We start from the raw sequence: 22993 nt of genomic DNA, 5'->3' as shown, positions 1-22993 counted from the left end.
CATGTGCAAAAAATGCATGAAACGAATATTGAAGGAGAGCGTGAAATGAACAGAGAGGGCATTAAGCTGGAGCACGTGCAGCATGCGTTTGACGAACTTCGTGAAATAAAGGGCATTCTGGCTCAAAGAGGTTGGTTCCCGGCCACAAGCGGCAACCTGTCCGTACGGGTCGGCGATTTTGAACCGAATCACTTCCAGTTTGCCATTACGGCCAGTGGCAAGGACAAAAGCGTACATACGCCAGAGGATTATCTGCTGGTTGATGAGCAAGGCAAGCCGTTTATGGAGACTGCCTTAAAACCATCTGCTGAAACGTTGATTCATTGCGAAATTTATCGACTGACTGGCTGCGGCGCGATCTATCATGTGCATACGATGGGTAACAATCTCGTTGCGGAACTGTTTCCTGAACAGGACGTGATTCCGATTTCAGGTGTAGAGCTGATCAAAGCTTTTAACATATGGGAAGAAGATGCAGAGATTCAGGTGCCTGTGCTTCCGAATTATGCTCAAATTCCTCGTATCGCAGAACTGATCGAAGGCGTCCTCAATCCGCAGGTGCCGGGTATCCTGCTGCGAAATCACGGCATTTACGCCTGGGGAAAAACACCATTTGAAGCGAAAAGACACCTGGAGGCATTTGAATTTTTATTTGAATATCTCATCCGAAAAGCTTCGCTTAGCAAATAAACAGCCCAGGCCCAGACCCAGGCTATGCAATGCAATATCTCGATGCACATAGCCATGTCAAAGTCATTTAACCATTCAACCCATTGCAAATTGATATGCCCATATCAATGGCTATTCAACAATCCATAGCCATTCAAATTCTCAGCACCATACAAATTCTCAAAACCATTTAAATTCCTAAAGCAGATCGAGATGCCAACACGATCGCTCCTGTTCATTGGTCAGCAGACTGCACTGCTCAATGAACGGGAGCGATTTCTAATTTTCCGGGATGTTTATCACATTTATGTATCTCTTGGTTGCTCACCAAACTCGGTTTTCCGCTTGCGATACGCCCAGTGATTCGTCGGACCGTGACCATTGCCAATGCCCAGCTCATCTTCCAGAGCAGCTTGGATAAACTGCTTGGCAACCTGAACGGCTTCGGTCATGCTGGCTCCCCGCGCCAAACAGGCCGTCATCACCGCCGAAAAGGTACATCCGGTTCCATGTGAATGGACAGTCTCCACCCTTCTTCCGTGAAAGGGCGTAAAGGAATGACCATCATACAAATAATCGATCACATCCTCCTGAAATGACGCATGTCCCCCCTTCATGACCACATAGGAAACACCCGTTTCCCTGATTCTTCTCGCGGCTTTTTTCATATCTTCCATACATTCAATCTGCATCTCTGCCAATGCTTCAGCCTCAGGGATATTGGGTGTAACAGCTTGGACGAGCGGTAGAAGTTTATGCTTCAATGCATGGAGCGCTTCTTGCTGCAACAACGATGCCCCGCCTTTGGCGATCATAACGGGATCCACAACAACCTGTTTCCAGTTGTACGTCTGCAAACAATCTGCCACCACTTCAATGATCTCCCCGCTGTACAGCATGCCCGTTTTCACCGCATCGGTTCCCATATCGGCGGCGATGGCATCCAGCTGCTGGGTAATCGATTCTACTGTCATCGGCATGACGTGATGCACGCCCAGCGTATTTTGCGCGGTCACTGCGGTTACCACACTCATTCCGAAGACACCCATCTCTTGAAAGCTCTTTATATCAGCCTGTATGCCTGCTCCTCCCCCACTGTCGGAGCCTGCAATCGTTAAAGCCTGTGCAATCCTCATCGTTAGCTTCCTCCCCATTTCGTTTCTGTCACGTTATCGACAAGCATGTTAAATATGTATCTTCAATTTAATACAATCCCGATTACATACGATTTCGATTACATACGATCTCCATTATTCAGATCATACCGCATCGTTCCTGCTTTTAGAGAATAACAAAAAAGCCTGGCTTTCGCCAGACTTTGACTTTCAAAACAAACCGATCGTCGTCGATCGCAACCAGCAACCGCAAACATGCAGCGACCTGTGAAATCAATCAGATAGCGGAATGGTTATCGACTTCGATACTGCTGCACATAAACCTTGGCCTCTTCAGGTGTTCGAACTCCGTTGCGCGACCATTCCAGCAAAATCCGGTCAATATAGCGAAAATGAACTTTTCCGGAGAAAACCGCTTCCTTCAAAGCGGCCTTGATCAACGGCTCACTGTATTGATCCCGATCGAGCCACAATGTGATCGTCTCGAGCTCCATTGGCGATAAAGGTCTGCCGAACTCCTGCTCAAAAATAGAAAACATGTTGCGGTCTGCCTCTGTCTGGCTGCCCGTTGCTGTGGCCCCCGCTTGTGCAGATGAGACTGTTTCCTGCGTCATGGTCGGAGAAGAAACAGACCGTTGCTGCTGGTCATTCCCGTATAAATGCGCAGCCAGCTTCTCATAAAGCAGGGTTAAATTATAGGTTTCGTATTGCATGCCGGCAATGGAATCATATCCCTCATCAATGGATATCCAGCCCTGAGCAAGCAGGCGTTGAAGGGCTTTAACCACCGCATCGGCCGGCGCATGCATATGACTCTGCAATTCATCCAGAGTCGGAAATTCCGTGTTTTTCTTTTCCTGATAAGCTTGCAGATGAATGATCAGCATCATTTCCACTTCACTCAAACCCAATTCAGCATAGTGTGAGATGAGCAGATAAGGAACCGAGACCGTCCCTTCCTGTAAAGCCTTCATCATGCCCTGGATGTAGTCCTTGGAATTCGACAACGTGACGTCACCACCGTTTTCTTCATGGTCTGCCATGGCTGCAATGTGCGTTCATGCAGACTGACATCTAAGGTCAAAAGGCATGCAGATGCAAAATCGTCAAGCCTGCTCTGATTTAACCAGATCGTACGTATCCTGTGCGATCACGAGCTCTTCATTGGTCGGCACAACCAGGACTTCTACCTTCGATTGGGCCGTTGAGATCCGTCTAGCATCCGGAGAGCGCACTGCGTTGGCTTCTGCGTCCAGTTCAATACCGAAGTAGGTCAGATTGTCACAGATAGCCTGACGAAGATGTGATGCGTTCTCACCGACTCCCGCTGTAAAGATCAGTACGTCCAGTCCGTTCATTGCAGCCGTATAGGAGCCGATATATTTGCGAATGCGGTATTCATACATCTCATAGGCGAGCTTCGCGTTGGCGTCGCCCTCTTCCATCGCATTGTGTATCTCCCGCATATCACTGCTGATACCCGAAATCGCCAGCATTCCGCTGTGTTTATTCAGCATGGAAGTGACCTCGCTAATGGTCAGATCCTCCTTAGCCATCGTGAATGGCACGACGGCCGGGTCCAGGTCACCACTCCGTGTTCCCATCATTAACCCTTCCAGAGGGGTCATGCCCATACTGGTATCCATCGACTTTCCGTCCTGGATGGCAGTCAGACTGCCGCCATTTCCGATGTGGCAGGTGATGATCTTCAGGGATTCAATCGGTTTGCCAAGAAACTCGGCTGCCTTGCGGCTTACATAATAATGAGACGTCCCATGGAAACCATAGCGACGGATTTTATGCTTCGTATACAGAACCTTCGGAATCGGATACAGATAGCTGCTGGCAGGCATCGTCTGGTGGAATGCCGTATCAAACACTGCTGCCTGCGGCACATTCGGCAAATTCGTTTCCACTGCCACAATACCCATCATGGCAGGCGGATTGTGCAGCGGTGCAAGATCAAACAACTTGCGAATCTCGGAACGAACTTCCGGCTTCACCAGCACAGAGTTGGAGAAGCTCTCTCCGCCATGCACCACCCGGTGGCCAACGGCATCAATTTCATCAATGCTGCCCAAAATCCCATGTTCTGCGTGCACGATCATGTCGAGCACTTTTTTGATAGCTGCATTGTGATCCAGAATCTCACTGACTTCACTGACCTCCGGCTTGCCGGTGGATTCGTGCACCAGAATGGAAGACTCAAAGCCGATCCGCTCCACTCTTCCTTTAGCCAGAATGGATTCATCCTTCATGTTGAACAACTGATACTTCAGAGATGAGCTGCCTGCGTTAATAACTAGAACTTTCATTTGATTCGGTCACCATCCTTGTCGTAACGGAAGAAGCCTTCTCCCGACTTTACCCCGAGATGTCCAGCCCGCACCATCTTTTTCAGCAGGAAGGAAGGTCGATATTTGATATCGCCAAATTCACGGAACATGCGCTCCATGGCAGCCAGTACGGAATCCAGACCGAAACGGTCACACATTTCCAGTGGGCCATACTTGAAGTCGTAACCAATGCGCATCGCCATATCGATGTCCTCAGCGGAAGCAACCCCTTCCTGGAGCACATGCAGGGCTTCGTTAATCAGCACACAAATTAACCGAGTTGTCACAAAGCCCGGTGATTCATAAACCATGATGCCGTTTTTCTGAATGGTTTCTTCCACGAAATTCTTCGTTTTGTTAAACGTATCATCCGACGTCTTCAGCCCGCGAATAATTTCCACCAGATCAATCTTGGATACCGGATGCAGGAAATGCAGTCCGATGACGCGATCCGGATGCAGCGTATTGCTGGCCAGTTCCGTCAAGCTGAGGGTGGAGGTGTTGGAAGCCAAAATGATATGAGACGGACAGTAATCGTCCAGACGCTCAAACACTTCTTTCTTCGCTTCCGTATCCTCTGTAATGGTCTCAATGACCATATCGCATTGGGACAGTCGGTTATATTCGGTTACTTTCTGAATGCGTGACAGCACCAGTTTTTTCTCCGATTGGGTCAGCGCCCATTTTTCAATCTGTTTATCTAAACTAATCTCGATTTGCTCAAATGCCCAATCGAGTCTCTCCGGATTTTTCTCCATCAAATATACATCCAGACCTTTGACGGACAACATTTCAGCAATGCCCTGTCCCATCGTTCCTCCGCCAATGACTCCTATGCTCTTCACAGTCAAAACTCCTTTACTACGTTCTTCGCGAAACGAGCTGTTCATCCCTAATGATACACCTTTTCAAGGAAAGTTTCACCATCATCCACAAAACGTTCACAGCTGAATTCGAGAGAAAAAGCCTGCATCCCGATCAACCTTTAGTATGGGAAAATGGCTCGGAAATAAGTCACAACCTTTTTCCTGCAATCACACAAAACAGGCTCCTGCTAAGCAGGAACCTGGCATGATAACCCATTCATATTCGGTTCACCTTCGTCAAGCACTTGCTGTATCATACTGCTTCCCTATCGGCTTGTCAAGCGGACTGGTCTGGTTTCACCGTTACCCGATCAACTGGCTGCTCGGCTGCTTCGTGCCGCGCCTGTTCAATCAACAGGCGAAACTGCTTGCCGGACAGCACTTCTTCCCTGAGCAAAATAGCAAGGCTGTGATGAAAGACTTCCTGATGCGCTTCTACAAGTGCCTTGGTTTTCTTCATCATATCCTCCAGAATGTTGCGGTTTTCCTGAACGAGCATTTCCTGCGGTACCATATCTGCCTGAATAATCCCCAATGAGGTAAGCCCGGAATCAATCATATTGCGAACGATCCGCATGGCCTGCTCAAAATCATTGCGAGAGCCCGTACTTCTCGAACCGTAGAAAATCTCCTCGGCAGCAGCCCCGCCAAGCGCAATCATAATCTGTTCCTCCAGAAATACCCGGGTATACAAGTATTGATCCTTCTGTGGATGATGACGAACATACCCGAGTGCCTGCCCACGCGGGCTCAGAGAAACCTGGGCCACAGAACCGGGTCGGACCATTTCAGCAATGAGCCCGTGTCCAATCTCATGCATCGCCACCCGTTCCTTTTCCTCCTGAGCTGCTTCCCGATCCGTCTTTTCCCCCATCATGACTTTATCCACGGCAAGAGACAGATGATGCTGATGAATCGTGGCAGCCTGTTCCCTCAAAGCATAGATCGCCGCTTCGTTCATGACACTCTCCAGCTGTGCGCCGGAAAACTGATACGTTTCTTCTGCCACCAGCTCCAGAGACACTGCGTCATTCAGCGGCTTGTTGGCCGCGTGAAGCTTCAGAATATGCAGTCTGCCTTTCCGGTCGGGCAAGTCTACCTCGATATGACGGTCGAAGCGTCCCGGACGTAGAAGAGCAGCATCCAGCATTTCCTTGCGGTTAGTTGCCGCTATCAGAAGAATGCGTGGATGATCTTCTGAATGCATGCCGTCCATTTCCGTCAACAGCTGATTCAGTGTCTGATCATATTCCCGCTGCTGACCCCCATCGCGCTTGCCTCCAATGACATCAATCTCGTCAATGAACAAAATGGCACTGCTCTTTTCTTCTTTTGCACACAGCGTGCGCGCCTGTTTGAACAGATCACGGATTCGGCTCGCACCGACTCCAACGTACATCTCCACAAATTCAGACCCCGATGCAGACAGGAACACAGAATCCGTATAGTGAGCCGCAGCCTTTGCCATCAGCGTCTTCCCCGTTCCCGGAGGACCGGTCAGAAGAATCCCCTTCAGCGGACGAATACCCAATTCCTTGATTTCGTCTACCCGATTCAGAAAATCCATTGCCTCAACCAATTCTTTCTTGGCTCGATCCTGTCCTCCGATATCCTCGAATGTCAACAGCTCCGGTTTTTTCACTGCCTTCTGTCTGGCACCTGCACCCGCTCCAACCGCCGTACCCCGCATCCGGGCCACATAAACCAGCACACCTGCCAGAACGACCACGATCAGCAGCGGAATGATATTGAATCCTGCGAATGCCAGAAAAAGCAACAGAACAGGTACGAAGCCAATCCCGATTTCCTTAAGATACTTGCTCATTCGGCCACACCCCCAACTGGCTCGGTTTTCTTGGCAGCATCATATGCTTGGTGCTGCCCTCGTAGTAGATAGAAATGTAGACATGATGTTCATCCATCTCTGCGATAGCCTCCAGTCCTGCAACCCCTGCACTTTCCGTATTTAGCAGTTCTGGTATCTCGCTATAGCGCTGTTGATCCATCGATTGTGCGATCGAAAACAGCATGGTGGACCACCATTTCTCAATCTCCTCCGATGTCGAATCTTCAAAGCGAATATCAATATCTTTATTTTTATCTTGAAACAGCTTGCTCTCCTGTTCACGTATCGCTTGAACCACGGTTCTTACACTGGCCTCATCCTCCAGGCGCAGGTCAAAGCGGACTCGATCTCTGGTCATTTCTACTTCTGCATGTTGCACACCGTCAATGTTATGAACCCGCTCTAGTAGTGGAGACTTAACGGCAAAGTGCTGATAAGCGAACCAAGTTCCAAATAATATGAGCGCACTTATCACCACGGTGATGATTAACGGCATCGGTCGCAATTTCATCGGCATCCAATCAGCCTCCTTTTCCCTGTATATTCCACGTTTTATATGTTTCCGTGTTTAATATTCATTCATATTCACGCATATTCACATCATCAAACAACACACTATCTGATCACGATCTCACAAGTTAGAGTATAGCATACAATCACTTGCAGCACCGAATGCAATGATTGACAAGTGAATGAATGGAAAAACCCTGACCACCCGCCATTGCAGCGAGTGTCAGGGTTTGTTCATCAGTGAGCAGGGAGTGATCAGATCGAATGGAGAGCACTTATTTCTTGCTCATCGCATACGTTTCCAGCCGTTCTCCGTCTTCAAAGCGATAGTAATCATAATAATAGCGGGTGCCATTGGATTCCTCGACGGAATAGAAGACCTCATAGGCTTCTTCCTCTTCAAAGATCGCGGGAACGATATGAGAAATTTTCTTTTCCGGTTCATTTTGCCCGATGTTGGAACGCAAGATATTTTCGGAAATCCCTTCCTTTACATAACGATAGCGTATGTCCTCCATGTCTGAACGAATCCAGACGAGCAATCGCTGCTCCCGCTCATCCTCACCCAGCGCCACCACATAAGATTGCTTGCCATGGTAATGCTCGATATCATCAATCGTTTGCATCGGTGTAGAAGCAAGAATCTGCTTTTTCACGTCTGCTTCCGTATTCCAGGAGTCACGCATCGCATCGACATAAATTTTACCGGACAGGAAGATGAGTCCGATGCCAATCAGAATGGCCAGGAAGCTGAATTTGACTTTTCTACTCAATGATGACCCTTCTTTCTTCAGGACGTGGACATAATCCGATCATAACAAGCTTGTGTCTCGGCCTTGATCTTTTCTTCGTCCATGGTCGTCAGTGTCCGATTTTTCATGACCTGTTTTCCGTCAATCCATACATCTGCTACGTCCTGACCAGCTCCGGAGTAGACAAGATGAGAGGCAAAATCCGTTTTCGGGTAGTAATGCGGCTGATCAATGTCCACGCCCACCAGATCCGCTTTGTAGCCAGCTTTCAGCATGCCTACATCTTCAAACCAGATCGATTTTGCTCCGTACAGCGTCCCCATTTTGAGCGCTTCCATCGCGGGAACTGCGGTCGGATCACCGGATACTCCTTTATGCAGAAGCGCCGCAAGGCGAACTTCTTCAAACATATCCAGATTATTATTGCTGGCGGAGCTGTCTGTGCCCAGTGACACCCACACACCTGCTTTAAGAAGCTCGGGTACGCGCGCAATGCCGCTGGCCAGCTTCAGGTTGCTGCCCGGATTGTGAGAGACACGCACATCATACTCCTTTAAAATCGCAATCTCCTCATCGGTCAAGTGAACCCCGTGCGCAACCAGACAAGGCCGGTCAAACATACCCAGCTTTTGCAAATGAGCGACAGGACGAGCACCGTACTGGTCTACATTTTCCTGAACCTCTCTGGCCGTTTCAGACATATGTGTATGCAGGGGAACATTCAAATCATGCGATGCCTGGACCACTTTTTCAATAAAATCAGGTGGACACGTATACGGCGCATGCGGAGCCATCATGGTCGCGATTCTTCCGTTCGCTTTTCCTTCCCACGTTTTGGAGAAGGCAATCGCCTCTTCGATCTTGTCCTTCTGTACCTGCTCCGAGCATCCAATGGCAATCATGCCGCGAGTCAGTCTTGCCCGCATACCGGAAGTCTCGACCACTCCAGCCACTTCATCCATATGATCATACATATCGACAAAGCTGGTTGTTCCGCTCTTGATCATTTCGACGACAGACAATGAGGTGCCCCACTTCACATCGTTTGCTGTGAATTTCGCCTCATTGGGCCACATCTTGTCTTGCAGCCACACTTGCAGCGCCAAATCATCCGCATAACCCCTTAACAGCGACATGGCAGCATGGCCGTGCGTATTCACAAATCCAGGTATGTACACCCGATTCGATCCATCAATCACTTCATTAAACTGGGACTCATCCAGTTCATCTGCTGTTAACGCTTCAATGCGATCGTTTTCAACAATCATGTTACCCTTGAAAACGGGCTGTTCCTCATTCATCGTAATAAACGTACCATTCTTAATCATCCAACGCATGCATTCACCTGCTTCTCCATAGGTTTTATCATGTTTACTGTACCGTTCTCTCGCATGAAAATCAACTTTCTCACATACACTATTTAAAAGGACAAGCTGCATTAAAACAAATAGGAAAATAAATTTGCATGAAGTATTTTTGTATGAAGTATTCATGAAGCGTTATTTAGGGTATATAATACACATAGTGTGAATTTTGCCCGTCAACATACAAGAAAGATGTACAGAACCGAACGGGTGACAAAGAAGGGGATGCCTGATGATAACTTTTCGTAAAAATGATGATCGATATTTGCTGGTGCTGCTTGATGCAGCCGAGAATACATTAAAAGGGGCTCAACTGTTCCGTACCGCCATGATGGGGGAAAAGGAGCCACAAACCTATAACGATGCAATCAAGGAACTGGAAAATACCGGGGACACGCTCACCCATGATATATTCAGACAGCTGAATTCCATCCACATTGCCCCGCTGAGCCGGGAAGATATTCTGGAGCTTGCGGTATTGATCGATGATATTATGGACGGGATCGAAGCGACCATTGCCCGATTTGACTATTTGGGCATTCATTATACCAATGAAGTGATGCGGCAGTTTTCCGAGATTCTGGTCGCATCCTGTGAACACGTCTATGAAGCCATCAAGCTGCTTACCAACAAGAAATTTCTGCAGATTCGTCAGCATACGGTACAGGTCAACGCTTTGGAGAACGATGGGGACCGCTTAATGCGTGAAGGGATCGCCGACATTTTCAAAAATCGCAAAGACCCTTACCATGATTTTGCCCTGAAAGAAATTTATGAGCGTCTGGAGCAAACAACCGATGCCTGCGAAGACGTTGCCGATGTACTGGAGAGTATCGTTCTGCGCTATGCTTAACATTGGAAACTGATTCTAATCCAACGATATGTTAACGTGAATGTTTGATGATATACACTAAAGACGGGGAGCCACCATTGGCTCCCCGTTTTTCTATGTGCCATATCTTCGTTAATCTTACTTGCTGAGTACATCCGTCAATACCGGTACGACCTGTTTCTTGCGGGATACAACGCCCTTCAGCTCCGCTTTGTTGTCTACCAGCTTGACTTGATAAGCTTCTTCTACCGCCGCAGATTGCTGACCTAATACAACGGCGACGGAATCATTGTTGAGAATATCCGTGATGACGAATACGAACAGATCCAGACCCTTCTCATCAATATTGCTTTGCAGCACCTTTTCCAGCTCCGCTTGACGACCAAGCACGTCCTGGGTGTCTACACAGTTTACTTGTGCGATTTCGACCTTGCTGCTGCCCATTTGGAACTGCTTGGAATCCAGTGTCACCAGTTCTTCAATGGATTTGTCACTCAGATCCGCGCCCGCTTTCAGCATGTCCAGCCCATAAGACTCAAGCTCTACGCCAGCAATCTGAGCAAGTTCCTTCGCTGCTGCTACATCCTGATCTGTGCAGGTAGGGGATTTGAGCAACAATGTATCGGAAATGATGGCGGACAGCATCAATCCAGCCATCGCCTTCGGAATTTCAACTTCATGTTCTTTGTACAGCTTTTTCAGAATGGTTGTCGTACAGCCAACGGGCTCTGCACGATAATACAGTGGACCACTGGTTTCAAAATTCGCAATCCGGTGATGATCGATTACTTCCAGCACCGTGACCTGATCAATGTCATTCGCACTTTGCTGACGCTCATTGTGATCGACGAGGATAACCTGGTTCGTTTCGGCAGCTACCGCTTCAACCAGTCTAGGCGCTTCCACATTGAAATGATCCAGCACAAATTGGGTTTCACTGCTGACCGATCCAAGACGAACCGCTTCCGCATTCATCCCCAGTTTGTTCTTCAGATCCGCATACACTAGTGCGGAGCAAATTGTGTCCGTGTCCGGATTTTTGTGTCCAAAAATCAATACTTTTTCCATCCATCCTACTCCTTACTCTACTGGTTTGATTCTTTTCACTTATGATCATAACGCTAAATTCCGATAATTCCAATAGCTTTTATATATATTTTTTATTATTCCTCGAGATAATAGGCCAAGCTGTGCAATTCGGTCGTAAAATCTGCATGATGAATGCGAATGTGGGCAGGTACCTTAACAATCGCAGGTGCGAAATTCAAAATGGCCTCCACCCCGGCTTCAACAAAAGCATTTGCGACAATCTGAGCCTCTACAGCCGGCACCGTAATAATGCCGACCCGAATGCCGTGCTGCCGAACTACCTCAGGCAGTTCTTCCATCGGCAAGACCTTGAGGTGATTGATTTCCTTCCCGATCTTGTCCTTCGCACTGTCGAATACAGCGGTAATCTTCATGTTGTCCTTCAGATACGTATTATAATTGGAGAGCGCATGTCCAAGGTTCCCCGCTCCGACCAGTCCGACATGAATAATCTGGTCCAGCTTCAGAATGTGTCGGATCTTTTCGATCAGGTAATGGACATCATAGCCGATCCCTTTTTTGCCGAATTCACCGAAGTAGGCAAGGTCTTTCCGGATCTGGGCCGGATTCAGATTCAGCTTTTGCCCGAGTTCCTGAGAGGAAACGGTCTGAATCTGCATCATATTTAATTCATTGAGATATCTTAAATAGATCGGGAGTCTGCGTACAACAGCCTCTGAAATTTTCATGGATTTCATGACCTCAACCTTTCTTCTGGGCCTCCAGTGGATACGCTTGGGAAGGTTCGAACCATTCCCTGACCCTTTCTATCATCAGCTGCTTGGACATATGCTCCATCTTCGGACCCGGGAGAGAGTATAGAAAATGCTTGCCATAATACGTGTCTATGACCCTCGTATCATAGATGAGCACGATCCCGCGATCAGAGGATGTCCGGATCAATCTGCCAAATCCCTGCTTGAAGCGGATGACCGCCTGTGGAACGGTATAGTCCATAAACGGATTTTTGTTCTTCTGCTTCAAATATTCCGCTTTCGCCTCGGCCACAGGATGATTCGGCGGTTGAAACGGCAATCGCACGATGACCAGACAGGACAGTGCTTCACCCGGTATGTCCACCCCTTCCCAGAAGCTGCTCGTACCGAGCAGGACGCTTTGCGCCCGATCGGTAAACCATTTGGTCAGCTTGCTGCGATTGTTGCTGTCCACCCCTTGCCCCAGTACCTGAATGGAAGTGTCCTGCAATTGCTCCTTCAGCGCGCCATGCACATCCCGCAACATGCGATAGGAAGTAAACAGGACCAGCATTCTGCCTTGTGTAATCTTGGCCACCTCTGCCAGAGAACGGATGAGCTCTTCCACGTACTCCTTTTCCCCAATTCGTCCCTTCAGCTTCGGGAAATCGCGCGGGATACAGACGAGCACATTTTCCCGGTAATTGAACGGGGAAGATAATTGCACCGTATGCACGTCCTCGGACGATGCCTCCGAACCGAGTCCTACCTGTTCCCGAATATAGGCGAAATTTCGATTGACGCTCAATGTCGCAGAGGTCAGCACGATCGATTCCTTCACGTCAAAGAACTTTTCTTTCAGCAGGTAACTGACATCAATCGGCACCGTAAAAAACTGCAGCGATTTGTGCCGGAATGAAACATTGGCCTCGATCCAGTACACATGATCCTTCTTCATGGAGAGGAAGAGCCGCATCTCATCTCTGCATCGCTCAATATCCTTAACAGAGCCCTGTATGTCTGTCAGGACGCTCTGAATGTCGTAATCATCCACTTCATCCTTTACCTCATCCAGCGCCTTCTGAAGCGTTTTGAGCAGCTCTGAGCTATGCACATGGATGTTCTCCTCGATCTCCTTGAGCGAAGGCCAGTAAGCAGGTAATTCACCTGGCTTGTACCTCACAACGGCCTGTCCGCCTTCCTGCATGGCGGTCGCTTCAAGCGGAACCATATCCTCGCCATATACCTTCTCGAAGAATTCATCCCACGACTGCTGGAGTTGAATCGACTTATGGATCGCCTGATCAAGGGCATCAACCCATTTCTCCGCCTTCTCGTAACCGCTATGCATCAGCATCTCACTCAACTGGGGCAGCTTGCCGATATTTCCTTCCTTGTGTAGCCACAGCAGCGCATTTGTCAGTGTAAAATAATGCGTTTCTGTACCCAAATGCCTGCCCGCCGTTTCTTCAAACTGATGAGCCTCATCAATAATCAGCCGCTGATACGCAGGCAGCAGTCGGTGATCGGCCTTTTGATCCGTAAACAGCAGAGAATGGTTCGTGATGACGACATCCGCCTGATTGGCCTGATTCCTTGCTCGATGATAGAAGCATTTTCGGAACCATGGACAGGCCCGGTTGAGACAGGAATCTGCATCACTGGATACGGTGCGCCATGATTCCATGCCCTTGGGTCCGAGGTGGATTTCTTCCTCATCCCCTGTCTGGGTCTCCCCCAGCCAAATCGCCATTTGTGCAGCCCATAAAATTTGCTCCTTCTGGGCATCATAATCCTTACTGTTCATTTTATGCTCGAATTTGCGCAAGCACAGATAGTGACTGCGGCCTTTCAACACCGCGGCCTCAAACGGGACCGGCATAATGTCATTCAATAACGGGACATCCCGCTGCCGAATCTGTTCCTGCAGGTTGATCGTATGAGTGCTGATCGTAATTTTCTGTTCATGTTTGATGCTGTAATAGAGGGATGGAATCAAATAACCGAGTGATTTACCTGTGCCTGTGCCGGCCTCTACAATCAAGTGCTTCTGCTTCTCGAACGCGTCGATCACTTCATGAATCATCGTCACCTGGGCTTCCCGTTCCTCATACCGGTCAAACTTCAGCTTTAGCGCTTCCACAAGCTCCGTATAGAAGGCCTCGAAATCCTCTGGCAGCTCACGTTCCTCCAGCTCAGCCGCATCCTTCCAGTCGTCCACAGCCAGCGCCCATTGACGATAGGCGTGAACGGGCTCTTCCAGTCTGCCCTGTACTTCACGCTGCACGATCCATTCATCGATCCACCATTTCATATCATGCAGGGAAGCGCGAGGTGCATCGAAGATATGGGACAACCGTTGGAGCGTCAGATACGGCAAGCTCTCCATCTTGTCGATACAGCGCAGCAACGCTTCTGCCGTCGCCTCTGCATCACTGTCTGCCTGATGCGGGCGCTCATGGTCAATCTCGAATGCACCTGATACCATCGAGAGCTGAAGGCTGGGCAGTTCGGGGAACAACACCCGCAGGATGTCCACCGTATCCAGCACCGGCCCCTGAAAAGCCGCATACCCGCATTCATCCAGTGCTCGCTGCAGAAATCCAAGGTCAAACGCCGCATGATGAGCAACAAAAACTGCCCCTTCCAGATAAGGAAGCAGCTCACGGAGCGCCTCATCCAGTACAGGGGCTTCTTGCACCATTTCATTTGTAATACCCGTCAGTTGGGTAATCATCTCCGGTATATCTTGAACAGGTTTCACGAACGAGCTGTACTGATCCGTAATCCGATCGTGCTCGATCAGGGTGCATCCGATTTGAATAATTTCGTCCTGATGCCCGCTGCCTGTCGTCTCGAAATCGATAACTGCATATTTCATGTCTATGTCCATTCCTTTCCTTACCGAGCCAGACACTATTTCTAGAATACCAAAGAATGGACGACCATGTGAATATTAATTATTGGATAAGTCCGGTTTGAATCAGCAAATCGTTTGTCGCATGAGGTGCATTCAGCTCTGTCATCGGCTGGGCCATCGACGGCTCCAGCGCTGCGGCTTTCTCAAACAGGGCAGATGCTTCCTCCGGCTGGTTGCGCTGCACATAAATACAGCCCATCGCATTAAACGTAATCGCTCTGAGCAGGGGGTGTTCACTGACTGAATTTACCCATTTCAGATGCCTGGCCGCTTCCTCCCATTCCCCGATATGCAAATAACTCAAACCCAAAAACAGCTTGGCTGGCAAAAACTCAGGCTCCAGCTGACAGGAAGCCTGAAACTGCTCAATGGCGGCAGGATACATGAGCAATTGAAAATACCCCTGTCCCTTCTCAAAATGTGCGGCTGCATCCTGACTGGCATACTGGGAAAAATCGAGCGGACTTCCCAGTGAAGCAGCCTGCATCTCAGCCATTTTCTCCTCGAATTGCAGCCATTGCTCGATACAGGTATCACTCATCGCTCGAAGCAAGGCCAGCTTTTCTTCCATTTCCTTCTTTTGAGTCAGATCCGCTGTCGCGTACTGGCTGTTCACATCCTCCAGCACTTCATTCATCGCTGCAAATAGTTGCTTAAACATGAAAGTGCCCCCTCACGTATGCTGTCTCAATCACTGCCGCTAGCAGCTTGTAGGAACAGTCTTTGTTGAGGGGACACTTTTCATACATCCATCCTTTAACTGTAGGCAGCGTAGGACGTGGAATGTGGCTCTTCATGAAGCAGCTTGCTAATTTGATTATCTTTATCCATAATGGCGACTTTTGGCTGGTGCACATCGGCTTCTTCTCTGGTCATCATGGCGTAAGCAATGATAATAACCGTATCACCTGGCTGTACCAATCGAGCGGCAGCCCCGTTCAGGCAAATCACGCCTGAGCCTCTCTCTCCGGGGATGACATACGTCTCCAGCCTGGCTCCATTATAATTATTGACGATCTGCACCTTTTCATTCGGGAGAATATCTACCGCTTCCAGGATATCCTGGTCAATGGTCACGCTGCCAACGTAATTCAGATTGGCTTCGGTAACCGTTGCCCGGTGAATTTTCCCTTTCATCATCGTTAGATACATATAGCGTTACCTCCTGTCTGCCTGACGGTTTCCGCTTTGGCATGCGTGCCAATAAGCACATTGTCAATCAACCGGGTCTGTCCAAAGCGTACCGCACAAGCGGCAATCCATCGGTGCTGGCCCTTTTTCATTTTCAAATTCAAATCAGGCTGCTGCAAGGACGGATAATCCAAAATCTCCGCATAATCCAACTCAGCACATTCCATATTCTGCAATCTGTCTCGCCATTTTTGGAGAATCTCACCGATTGGCCATTCCTCCTGTTCCACCCACTCCCTGACCTGTTCCAGCGAACGATACAATTCAGGCGCGGTGGCACGTTCCTCCACCGACAAATATTTGTTGCGGGAGCTCATGGCCAGGCCGTCTGACTCGCGCACAGTCGGACAAGTACGAATACGCACATCCATATTGAGATCCTGAACCATCTTCTCGATGATGGCTGCTTGCTGGGCGTCCTTCAGACCGAAGAAAGCCTGATGTGGCTGCACGATATGGAACAGCTTGCTCACCACTGTCGCCACCCCGTCAAAGTGTCCGGGTCTGGATGCACCGCACAGCATGGCACTCAGTGCCGGAACGCGAACAGTTGTATACATCTCATTCGGATACATCTCTTCAACTGTCGGAGCAAACACCACCTCTGCTCCTGCTGATTTCGCGATCGCCACATCCCTCTCCTCGTCACGAGGGTACCGATCCAGATCTTCATTCGGTCCGAATTGCAGTGGATTGACAAAAATACTCAGGACGGTCGCATCCGTTTCTTGCACAGATGCGCTTAACAAGCTTTTATGACCTTCGTGCAAATACCCCATCGTCGGGACGAACCCGATTGTCTTCCCTTCGGCTCTCTTCTGTCTAGACCAGGCTCTCATGGCGGAAACTTCTCTGATTATATTCATCTGCAATCTACCTGCTTTACTTATCATGATCAGCCAGCTGCTGTATAATTTCTGCATTCATATGGAAAACATGCTCCTCCGACGGAAACTTGCTTCCCTTTACTTCTTCTACATAAGCGGAAATGCCGTTCATGGCCGCCGCACCCAGCTCCGCATAAGCCTTGACAAACTTGGGCTTGATTGGACTGGCATATTGCAGCAGATCATGATAAACGAGCACCTGTCCATCGGTATACCGGCCTGCCCCAATTCCGATCGTCGGAATCTGAATTTGTTCCGTGATCAAGGTGGCCAGTTCCTCCGGCACCATCTCCAGCACAATGGCAAAAGCGCCAGCCTGCTCAAGGGCTCTGGCATCCGCCAGCAGTCGCTGTGCCTGTTCAGCACTCTTCCCCTGTACCTTGTATCCGCCGAACTGGTGGACCGCCTGAGGGGTCAATCCGATATGTCCCATAACCGGAATACCGGCTCTCACACACGCTTGCAGATGCTCCGCAATTTCAGCGCCGCCTTCCATTTTAATGGCCTTGCTGCCCGCTTCCTGCATCACCCTGGCCGCATTGCGTAGGGTACCGTCCACGGTGCCGTGGTAGGTCAGAAAAGGCATATCCGTTAAAATAAAGCTGTTGCGGGCCCCGCGTGCGGCCGCTTTCGTATGGTGAATCATATCATCCAACGTGACCGGAATCGTCGAGTCATAGCCGAGCACGACCATGCCCAGTGAATCTCCGACAAATACAATATCAGCCCCGCCTTCTTCCGCCAATCGGGCAGAAGGATAATCATAGGCTGTCACCATTGCAATCTTTTCTTTTTCCCTTTTCATCTTTTGCAAATCCATGGTCGTAATCATCTTGCGATATTCCGCCATTGTGCACCTCCCGAGAGTTGTACCGGAACGCAAAAAAATGCCCTCCAGCCCTCTCTGAGACTAAAAAGCACCCTAAGCACAAGATCTTTGATTGATCTCTGTCTCGGTCCTTTCGGCTCAGAGCAGATTCTGATTTGTTGCCGCTGGCTTGCCACTGCTTGACGCTTGCAGTGCAAGCTTCGTTGCCATCTTGCGATATTTACAGTGTAACCGAAGAGTGCAGTTCCTATGGATACTGCCTCACGTTCCATTATAGCAAATCCCGTCCGCAATTAAAATGGGGCGATCAGATCGCCGGAATACACCTCTTGTCTGCGTCCATCTGCCTGTTCCAGGATCAAGGCACCCAGACTGTTTACCCCGCGTGTACGTCCACCTATTCTGCCCTCTATCGTCTCCACCTCTACCTGCTCCCCCATATGAATGGAGAGGGCTTCCCACAAAATGCGGATCGGTTCAAAGCCCTGTTCCAGATAAATCAGATAAAAGTCTTCAATCTCCTTGAGTATATCTGCAAGCAGCAGTTCCCGATCCCAACTTTTTCCGGTTGCCATTTTCAATGAAATGACCTGATCACGCAGCGTTTCCGGATAATCCTCTGCATCGAGATTCACACTTAGCCCAATCCCCCCGATCGCCACTTGAACACGTTCATCCTCCGCTGTCGTTTCCAGCAAAATGCCACCGCACTTTTTACCTTCTATATACAGATCATTTGGCCATTTGATGCCGCACTCTATCCCTTTTCTGCGCAAGACCCTGCAGATCGCTACAGCGGTAAGCAGCGTGAGCTGTGGCGTGAACTGAAGCGGAATACGGGGATGTACGATAAAGCTGAACCACAGGCCCTTGTAAGGAGGAGAATGCCAGGCTCTGCCTCGTCTTCCCTTGCCCCCGGTCTGCATCTCTGTCCAGACAAGTGTCCCTTCCGGCGCTCCCTTTCTTGCTTCTTCAAAAGCGCGAGTCTGCGTAGAATCGAGTGATTCGAAGACACGCAAATTCGTGCCGAGCTTCTTCGTTTTCAGGGCCGCAACAAATCGTACGGTTTGAAAAAAAGCCGGCGATTCAACCAGTCGATACCCTTTGCGCGGCACGGCTTCAATCTTGTAGCCTGCTTTGCGAAGCTGTTCAATATGCTTCCAGACTGCGGTCCGGCTTACCCCGAATTGCTTGCTGATCTCTTCGCCCGAAATAAAGGTCTGAGGCTGATTCTTAAACCATTGCAAAATATCGTGATTCACCGATCAATTCCCGCCTTTCTCCCTATTCGGGTGACCCATCTATTGCCCGTTTCAGCAAAGCTTCTCTTCTATTGGGCAGATGGCCAAGTGCCGCTTCTTCGAGCAGTTTTCCGAGCATCTCGCCCAGCTGAGGACCTGGTTTCATCCCTTGCGCCATCAAATCCTTACCCGTCACGGACAAGTCCTTCAAAGCATGGACAGGCATCTCTGAGAGCCATTTCCTTCCGTGGCATTCGATCCACGACCAGAATGATGAAGGTTCAGCAGAGGCTGTTTGATCCTCCGAACTGGCTCGCACCCTCGAAATATCCAATATCCGCAACACCGTTTCTTTGCCGGTCTTCAGCACCCATAGCTTGAACTGATTCTCGAAGCGTTTATCCGAATCCCCTTGGTAGGATGCCTCTTCCCCTAAATGTGTCCGCTGCCTTGCTGCCCGCCATTCCTCTTGCCATTCGGTAAATTCGGTCTCCCCTTGGGTTTCCCATTGGGCTTCCCATGTCTGCAATATTCGCAAGCCCCGCACCGCTTGAACGAGCATCGTCTTTCGTTCATTAGACATTCTCAGAGAGTCCGCCCAGTTGGCCGTCTCCTTCTCGGACAAGCCCAGCATATCGATCAATCTAATCCATCTCAGGCTGCTGTCCCCCAACTGCTGTAAGCTCTGCAGAAACGGCTCATGGAGACAGCTCTCCCATGCGGCACGCGAAGCAGGCAAGGGCTCCTTCACATGCTCCAGCACACCGCTCTCCACCAGAAGACGAATGCCCTGGGCGGGATAGTCGGAGGCCATCATTTTTTCCCATTCCGCATACACCCGCTCCATGGCAATATGCTTCAACAGCTTCTTGCGATCATGGATCGCGGCAAACGTCTCAGCATCAATTGCAAACTGATATTTGACCGCAAAACGAAGACAGCGGATGATCCTCAGGGCATCTTCCTCGAATCGCTCTCGCGCCTTTCCGACCGCGCGAATCAGCTTGTTCGTCATATCGCGGCAACCGTCAAAAGGATCATACAGCTGAAAAAATCGATCAAATGCCATCGCATTGATCGTAAAGTCTCTCCGCTTCAAGTCTTCCTCCAGTGACTGAACAAACGCCACCTTCTGGGGGCGCCGGTAATCCGCATAATCGGATTCCGTGCGAAATGTCGTGACTTCAAACGTATAGAGCGGCTGAATGACGGTCACGGTACCATGTTGAAGACCTGTTGCGGCGTGCCTCGGGAATACCGTCATCACCTGTTCCGGGCTTGCAGAGGTGGCAATATCAATGTCTGATATGGGCGCATCCATCAGTTTGTCCCGTACATATCCGCCAACAAAAAAAGCAAGAAAGCCGTGCTGCTCCAACTGCTCAAGCACACGCGCTCCCTCTTGCTCCATCTCACTCAGATTCAATTTTCCCACTTCCATCTGCATCGACATCCTATCTATACGCATTCATTCCGCCGTCTAGCAGACGGGTTCTTTTCTCGCAGGGGCTGTCTTGCCCAGAACCCGATAATAGATATCCTCATACTCGCCAGCAACGAGATCATTGCAAAATACTTGTCTGGCACGCTGTAGGCACGCTTCTCTGAAATCGGCATATTTGCGCTCATCTTTCAGCAAATCAATCGCATACCGCGTCATCGTGCTCGTATCTCCAATGGGAGCCAGGTAACCCGTCTCCCCGTGTGTAATCAGCTCGGGGATGCCTCCTGCGTTGGAGCCGATCGTCGGCACGCCGCAAGCCATGGCCTCCAGTGCCACCAGACCGAAGCTCTCTTTCTCCGAAGGCAACAGCAACAGATCCGCAATCGAGATCATCTGGGCCACATCGTCCTGTTTGCCTAGAAAGAAGACACGATCCTCCAGACCAAGCTCCTGCACCTTGCATCTGGCCTTTGGCAAATCCGGTCCCTCACCGACAAACAACAGCTTGGAAGGGACGGAACGACTGACCTTCGAAAAAACCTCCACGACATCCATGATTCGTTTGACCGGACGGAAGTTCGAAATATGCATCAATAGCTTCTCATTTGGCTGTGCGAACTCCTGACGAAGCTGCTTGCATTCACGCGGGTAATAGACGCGCTTGTCCACAAAATTGTAGGCCAGATCAATTTCCCGATTGATATCCAGCAGCTTGCGCGTTTCTTCAATCAGATCCTGCGAAACAGCCGTCACCGCATCGCTGTTGTTGATCCCCATTCGAATCAGTTCTTTCAGCGATTCCTCTTGTGCCAAGATCGTAATATCCGTGCCGTGCAGCGTGGTGACGACTTTGAGCTCATGCTTCACCATCTGCTTGGCCAAAAACGCACAGACCGCATGTGGGAGCGCATAATGAACATGTAGAACATCCAGCTTGTGCATATCCGCCACCTGCGCCATCTTGCTGGCCAGGGTCAAATCATAAGGCGGAGATTTCAGTACATAATAATCACTGACTTCCACTTCATGATAAAAAATATTTTTATGAAATTTGCCCAATCGAAAAGGAAGACTGTGGGTGATGAAATGTACCTCGTGCCCTCGCTCGGCCATCAGTTTTCCCAATTCCGTGGCCACGACACCTGATCCTCCGAGAGAAGGGTAACAGGTTATCCCGATTTTCAACATGCCTTCTACCTCCACCAATACGCTGCCCGCTGCGCAGGCTTCACAACAGCTCCACCTGTATGGGCAGGTTGCTCATAAATCCTTCCGCATAATCGGTACGAATTTTTTGTCCACTCAAATAATCTCTGGCTCTCACTCGCTCGAGATATCCTTCAGTTAGCGGCGTCTTTACACTGTCCGTGTCCATCAGGGTGAACTGGGAGCGGTACGCCTGAAGGCTCTCCATCTTGGCTGCAAAGAAGTCACTGATGTCGATGAGGACATCCGGCTCCTGTATATCGTTGATAAAGTAATAATACAATTGTTCCACGGTCCATGCATCCTGTTGCTTCTTGCCTCGCTGCCATTTTCTCAGCTTGGCATTGAATACCGCTTCCTGAACAAGCCTGCTGCAATTGACATGATCGGGATGACGATCTACCCCATACGGTGCAAATACCAGTCTGGGCTGCGTTTCCCGGATCACCTGCACGATGGCAGCCAACTGCTCGTCATCTCCCGTCAAGCCCCTGTCAGGAAGCTCCAGGTTGGCGCGCATCGCCAGTTGCAATCGCTCGGAAGCAGCTTGGGCTTCTGCCTGCCGGCTGTCTGTCGTGCCATTGGAAGACATTTCAGCTCGTGTCAGGTCACAGATCCCTACACGCTGTCCGGCGCTGGCATATTTCAGGATCGTGCCCCCCATGCCAATCTCGGCATCATCGGGATGTGCGGCAAAGACGAGAATGTCCAGCTTTTCTGTCATTCTACATTCAGCTCCACCGTTTTTCCACTTCCGCTTCCACTACCCTGCTGCTCATTAGCCGAATCCTTGTACTTGTGAACCATTTCGCGCCATGCCAGATCGCCCCGATCGAGCGCCTTGACGAGAATCTCTCCGGTTGCAATATTGGTTGCCAGCGGAATTCCCTGTACATCACATAGGCGAAGCAGCGCAATAATATCCGGCTCGTGTGGTTGAGCCATGAGCGGATCTCTCAGAAAAATAATGAGATCCATTTCGTTTTGAGCCACCAGTGCACCGATCTGCTGATCCCCGCCAAGGGGTCCAGACATGAAGCGATGCACATTCAGCTTCGTATTTTCCATTATGCGTGTGCCCGTTGTCCCCGTTGCATACAGCTTATGGTGGCTGAATACATGTTCATAGGCGATAGCGAAGTTGACCATTTCCTCTTTTTTGCGATCATGCGCAATCAAAGCAATATTCAAAGCAGTCATG

The 22993-nt window shown here is 49.7% G+C and carries 22 protein-coding genes; 2 read left to right on the top strand and 20 right to left on the bottom strand.

Translation table 11 applies throughout. From position 1 onward, the window contains the following. Nucleotides 1-45: 45 nt before the first annotated feature. The gene (mtnB, locus tag ACFSUC_RS15360; RefSeq protein WP_379930507.1) at nucleotides 46-690 is read left to right on the top strand and encodes a methylthioribulose 1-phosphate dehydratase; all 645 of its coding nucleotides are present in this window, start codon (nucleotides 46-48) and stop codon (nucleotides 688-690) included. Between the two features lie 284 nt (nucleotides 691-974). On the opposite strand, the gene thiD is transcribed toward mtnB, so the two are convergent. The 8 genes from thiD to ACFSUC_RS15320 all read right to left on the bottom strand — a co-directional run bounded on the left by thiD (nucleotide 975) and on the right by ACFSUC_RS15320 (nucleotide 9431). Next, nucleotides 975-1805 (bottom strand): bifunctional hydroxymethylpyrimidine kinase/phosphomethylpyrimidine kinase, encoded by an 831-nt coding sequence (gene thiD, locus ACFSUC_RS15355; protein WP_379930506.1) that lies wholly within the window; start codon nucleotides 1803-1805, stop codon nucleotides 975-977. A 272-nt stretch (nucleotides 1806-2077) separates the two neighbouring features. Beyond that, the gene (locus ACFSUC_RS15350) at nucleotides 2078-2791 is read right to left on the bottom strand and encodes a DnaD domain protein (RefSeq protein WP_379930505.1); all 714 of its coding nucleotides are present in this window, start codon (nucleotides 2789-2791) and stop codon (nucleotides 2078-2080) included. A gap of 99 nt (nucleotides 2792-2890) precedes the next feature. Continuing rightward, nucleotides 2891-4099, bottom strand: a complete 1209-nt coding sequence (locus ACFSUC_RS15345) for an acetate/propionate family kinase (protein ID WP_379930504.1) — start codon at nucleotides 4097-4099, stop codon at nucleotides 2891-2893. Beyond that, nucleotides 4096-4971 carry a 3-hydroxyacyl-CoA dehydrogenase family protein gene (locus ACFSUC_RS15340; RefSeq protein WP_379930978.1) on the bottom strand — a complete coding sequence of 292 codons (876 nt, stop codon included), beginning with the start codon at nucleotides 4969-4971 and terminating at the stop codon, nucleotides 4096-4098. The genes ACFSUC_RS15345 and ACFSUC_RS15340 overlap by 4 nt, the downstream gene beginning before the upstream one ends. Nucleotides 4972-5263: 292 nt before the next feature. Next, on the bottom strand, nucleotides 5264-6811 hold the full coding sequence (locus ACFSUC_RS15335; protein ID WP_379930503.1) for an AAA family ATPase: 1548 nt from the start codon (nucleotides 6809-6811) through the stop codon (nucleotides 5264-5266). After that, nucleotides 6795-7349, bottom strand: a complete 555-nt coding sequence (locus ACFSUC_RS15330) for a hypothetical protein (RefSeq protein WP_379930502.1) — start codon at nucleotides 7347-7349, stop codon at nucleotides 6795-6797. Before ACFSUC_RS15330 ends, ACFSUC_RS15335 begins: the two co-directional genes overlap by 17 nt. Before the next feature lie 268 nt (nucleotides 7350-7617). Then, a complete protein-coding gene (locus tag ACFSUC_RS15325) occupies nucleotides 7618-8115 on the bottom strand; it encodes a cell wall elongation regulator TseB-like domain-containing protein (RefSeq protein WP_379930501.1) in 498 nt (165 codons plus the stop codon). A 17-nt stretch (nucleotides 8116-8132) separates the two neighbouring features. Further along, nucleotides 8133-9431, bottom strand: a complete 1299-nt coding sequence (locus ACFSUC_RS15320) for an amidohydrolase (protein WP_379930500.1) — start codon at nucleotides 9429-9431, stop codon at nucleotides 8133-8135. A 259-nt stretch (nucleotides 9432-9690) separates the two neighbouring features. Here ACFSUC_RS15320 and ACFSUC_RS15315 point away from each other — a divergent pair, with 259 nt between their 5' ends. Next, nucleotides 9691-10311: a DUF47 domain-containing protein gene (locus ACFSUC_RS15315; protein WP_379930499.1), complete on the top strand. Its 621-nt coding sequence runs from the start codon at nucleotides 9691-9693 to the stop codon at nucleotides 10309-10311. A 117-nt stretch (nucleotides 10312-10428) separates the two neighbouring features. Here ACFSUC_RS15315 and ACFSUC_RS15310 read toward each other — a convergent pair whose 3' ends face one another. The 12 genes from ACFSUC_RS15310 to ACFSUC_RS15255 all read right to left on the bottom strand — a co-directional run bounded on the left by ACFSUC_RS15310 (nucleotide 10429) and on the right by ACFSUC_RS15255 (nucleotide 22992). Next, complete coding sequence (locus tag ACFSUC_RS15310) at nucleotides 10429-11358, bottom strand: manganese-dependent inorganic pyrophosphatase (RefSeq protein ID WP_379930498.1); 930 nt, start codon at nucleotides 11356-11358, stop codon at nucleotides 10429-10431. A 95-nt stretch (nucleotides 11359-11453) separates the two neighbouring features. Then, nucleotides 11454-12077, bottom strand: a complete 624-nt coding sequence (locus ACFSUC_RS15305; protein ID WP_379930497.1) for a redox-sensing transcriptional repressor Rex — start codon at nucleotides 12075-12077, stop codon at nucleotides 11454-11456. A 4-nt stretch (nucleotides 12078-12081) separates the two neighbouring features. Then, the gene (dinG, locus tag ACFSUC_RS15300) at nucleotides 12082-14955 is read right to left on the bottom strand and encodes an ATP-dependent DNA helicase DinG (RefSeq protein ID WP_379930496.1); all 2874 of its coding nucleotides are present in this window, start codon (nucleotides 14953-14955) and stop codon (nucleotides 12082-12084) included. Between the two features lie 79 nt (nucleotides 14956-15034). Continuing rightward, the gene (locus ACFSUC_RS15295; RefSeq protein ID WP_379930495.1) at nucleotides 15035-15655 is read right to left on the bottom strand and encodes a hypothetical protein; all 621 of its coding nucleotides are present in this window, start codon (nucleotides 15653-15655) and stop codon (nucleotides 15035-15037) included. Between the two features lie 95 nt (nucleotides 15656-15750). Continuing rightward, nucleotides 15751-16146 carry an aspartate 1-decarboxylase gene (panD, locus tag ACFSUC_RS15290; protein ID WP_379930494.1) on the bottom strand — a complete coding sequence of 132 codons (396 nt, stop codon included), beginning with the start codon at nucleotides 16144-16146 and terminating at the stop codon, nucleotides 15751-15753. Then, a complete protein-coding gene (gene panC, locus ACFSUC_RS15285; RefSeq protein WP_379930493.1) occupies nucleotides 16137-17051 on the bottom strand; it encodes a pantoate--beta-alanine ligase in 915 nt (304 codons plus the stop codon). The genes panD and panC overlap by 10 nt, the downstream gene beginning before the upstream one ends. 16 nt (nucleotides 17052-17067) lie before the next feature. Continuing rightward, entirely contained in the window at nucleotides 17068-17922 is an 855-nt protein-coding gene (panB, locus tag ACFSUC_RS15280) for a 3-methyl-2-oxobutanoate hydroxymethyltransferase (RefSeq protein ID WP_379930492.1), read from the bottom strand. Nucleotides 17923-18194: 272 nt separating this feature from the next. Continuing rightward, complete coding sequence (locus ACFSUC_RS15275) at nucleotides 18195-19163, bottom strand: biotin--[acetyl-CoA-carboxylase] ligase (RefSeq protein ID WP_379930491.1); 969 nt, start codon at nucleotides 19161-19163, stop codon at nucleotides 18195-18197. A 22-nt stretch (nucleotides 19164-19185) separates the two neighbouring features. Then, nucleotides 19186-20583 carry a CCA tRNA nucleotidyltransferase gene (locus ACFSUC_RS15270; protein ID WP_379930490.1) on the bottom strand — a complete coding sequence of 466 codons (1398 nt, stop codon included), beginning with the start codon at nucleotides 20581-20583 and terminating at the stop codon, nucleotides 19186-19188. A gap of 39 nt (nucleotides 20584-20622) precedes the next feature. Further along, entirely contained in the window at nucleotides 20623-21774 is a 1152-nt protein-coding gene (gene bshA / locus ACFSUC_RS15265; RefSeq protein WP_379930489.1) for an N-acetyl-alpha-D-glucosaminyl L-malate synthase BshA, read from the bottom strand. 40 nt (nucleotides 21775-21814) lie between these two features. Next, a complete protein-coding gene (gene bshB1 / locus ACFSUC_RS15260) occupies nucleotides 21815-22516 on the bottom strand; it encodes a bacillithiol biosynthesis deacetylase BshB1 (protein WP_379930488.1) in 702 nt (233 codons plus the stop codon). Then, nucleotides 22513-22992: a methylglyoxal synthase gene (locus ACFSUC_RS15255; protein ID WP_379930487.1), complete on the bottom strand. Its 480-nt coding sequence runs from the start codon at nucleotides 22990-22992 to the stop codon at nucleotides 22513-22515. The genes bshB1 and ACFSUC_RS15255 overlap by 4 nt, the downstream gene beginning before the upstream one ends. Nucleotide 22993 lies beyond the last annotated feature (1 nt).

Source organism: Marinicrinis sediminis (assembly GCF_042685085.1).
GTDB classification, from domain to species: Bacteria; Bacillota; Bacilli; order Paenibacillales; family KCTC-33676; genus Marinicrinis; species Marinicrinis sediminis.
Note: the sequence above shows the minus strand (reverse complement) of the source record. Positions and strands in the feature narration are given on the sequence as shown.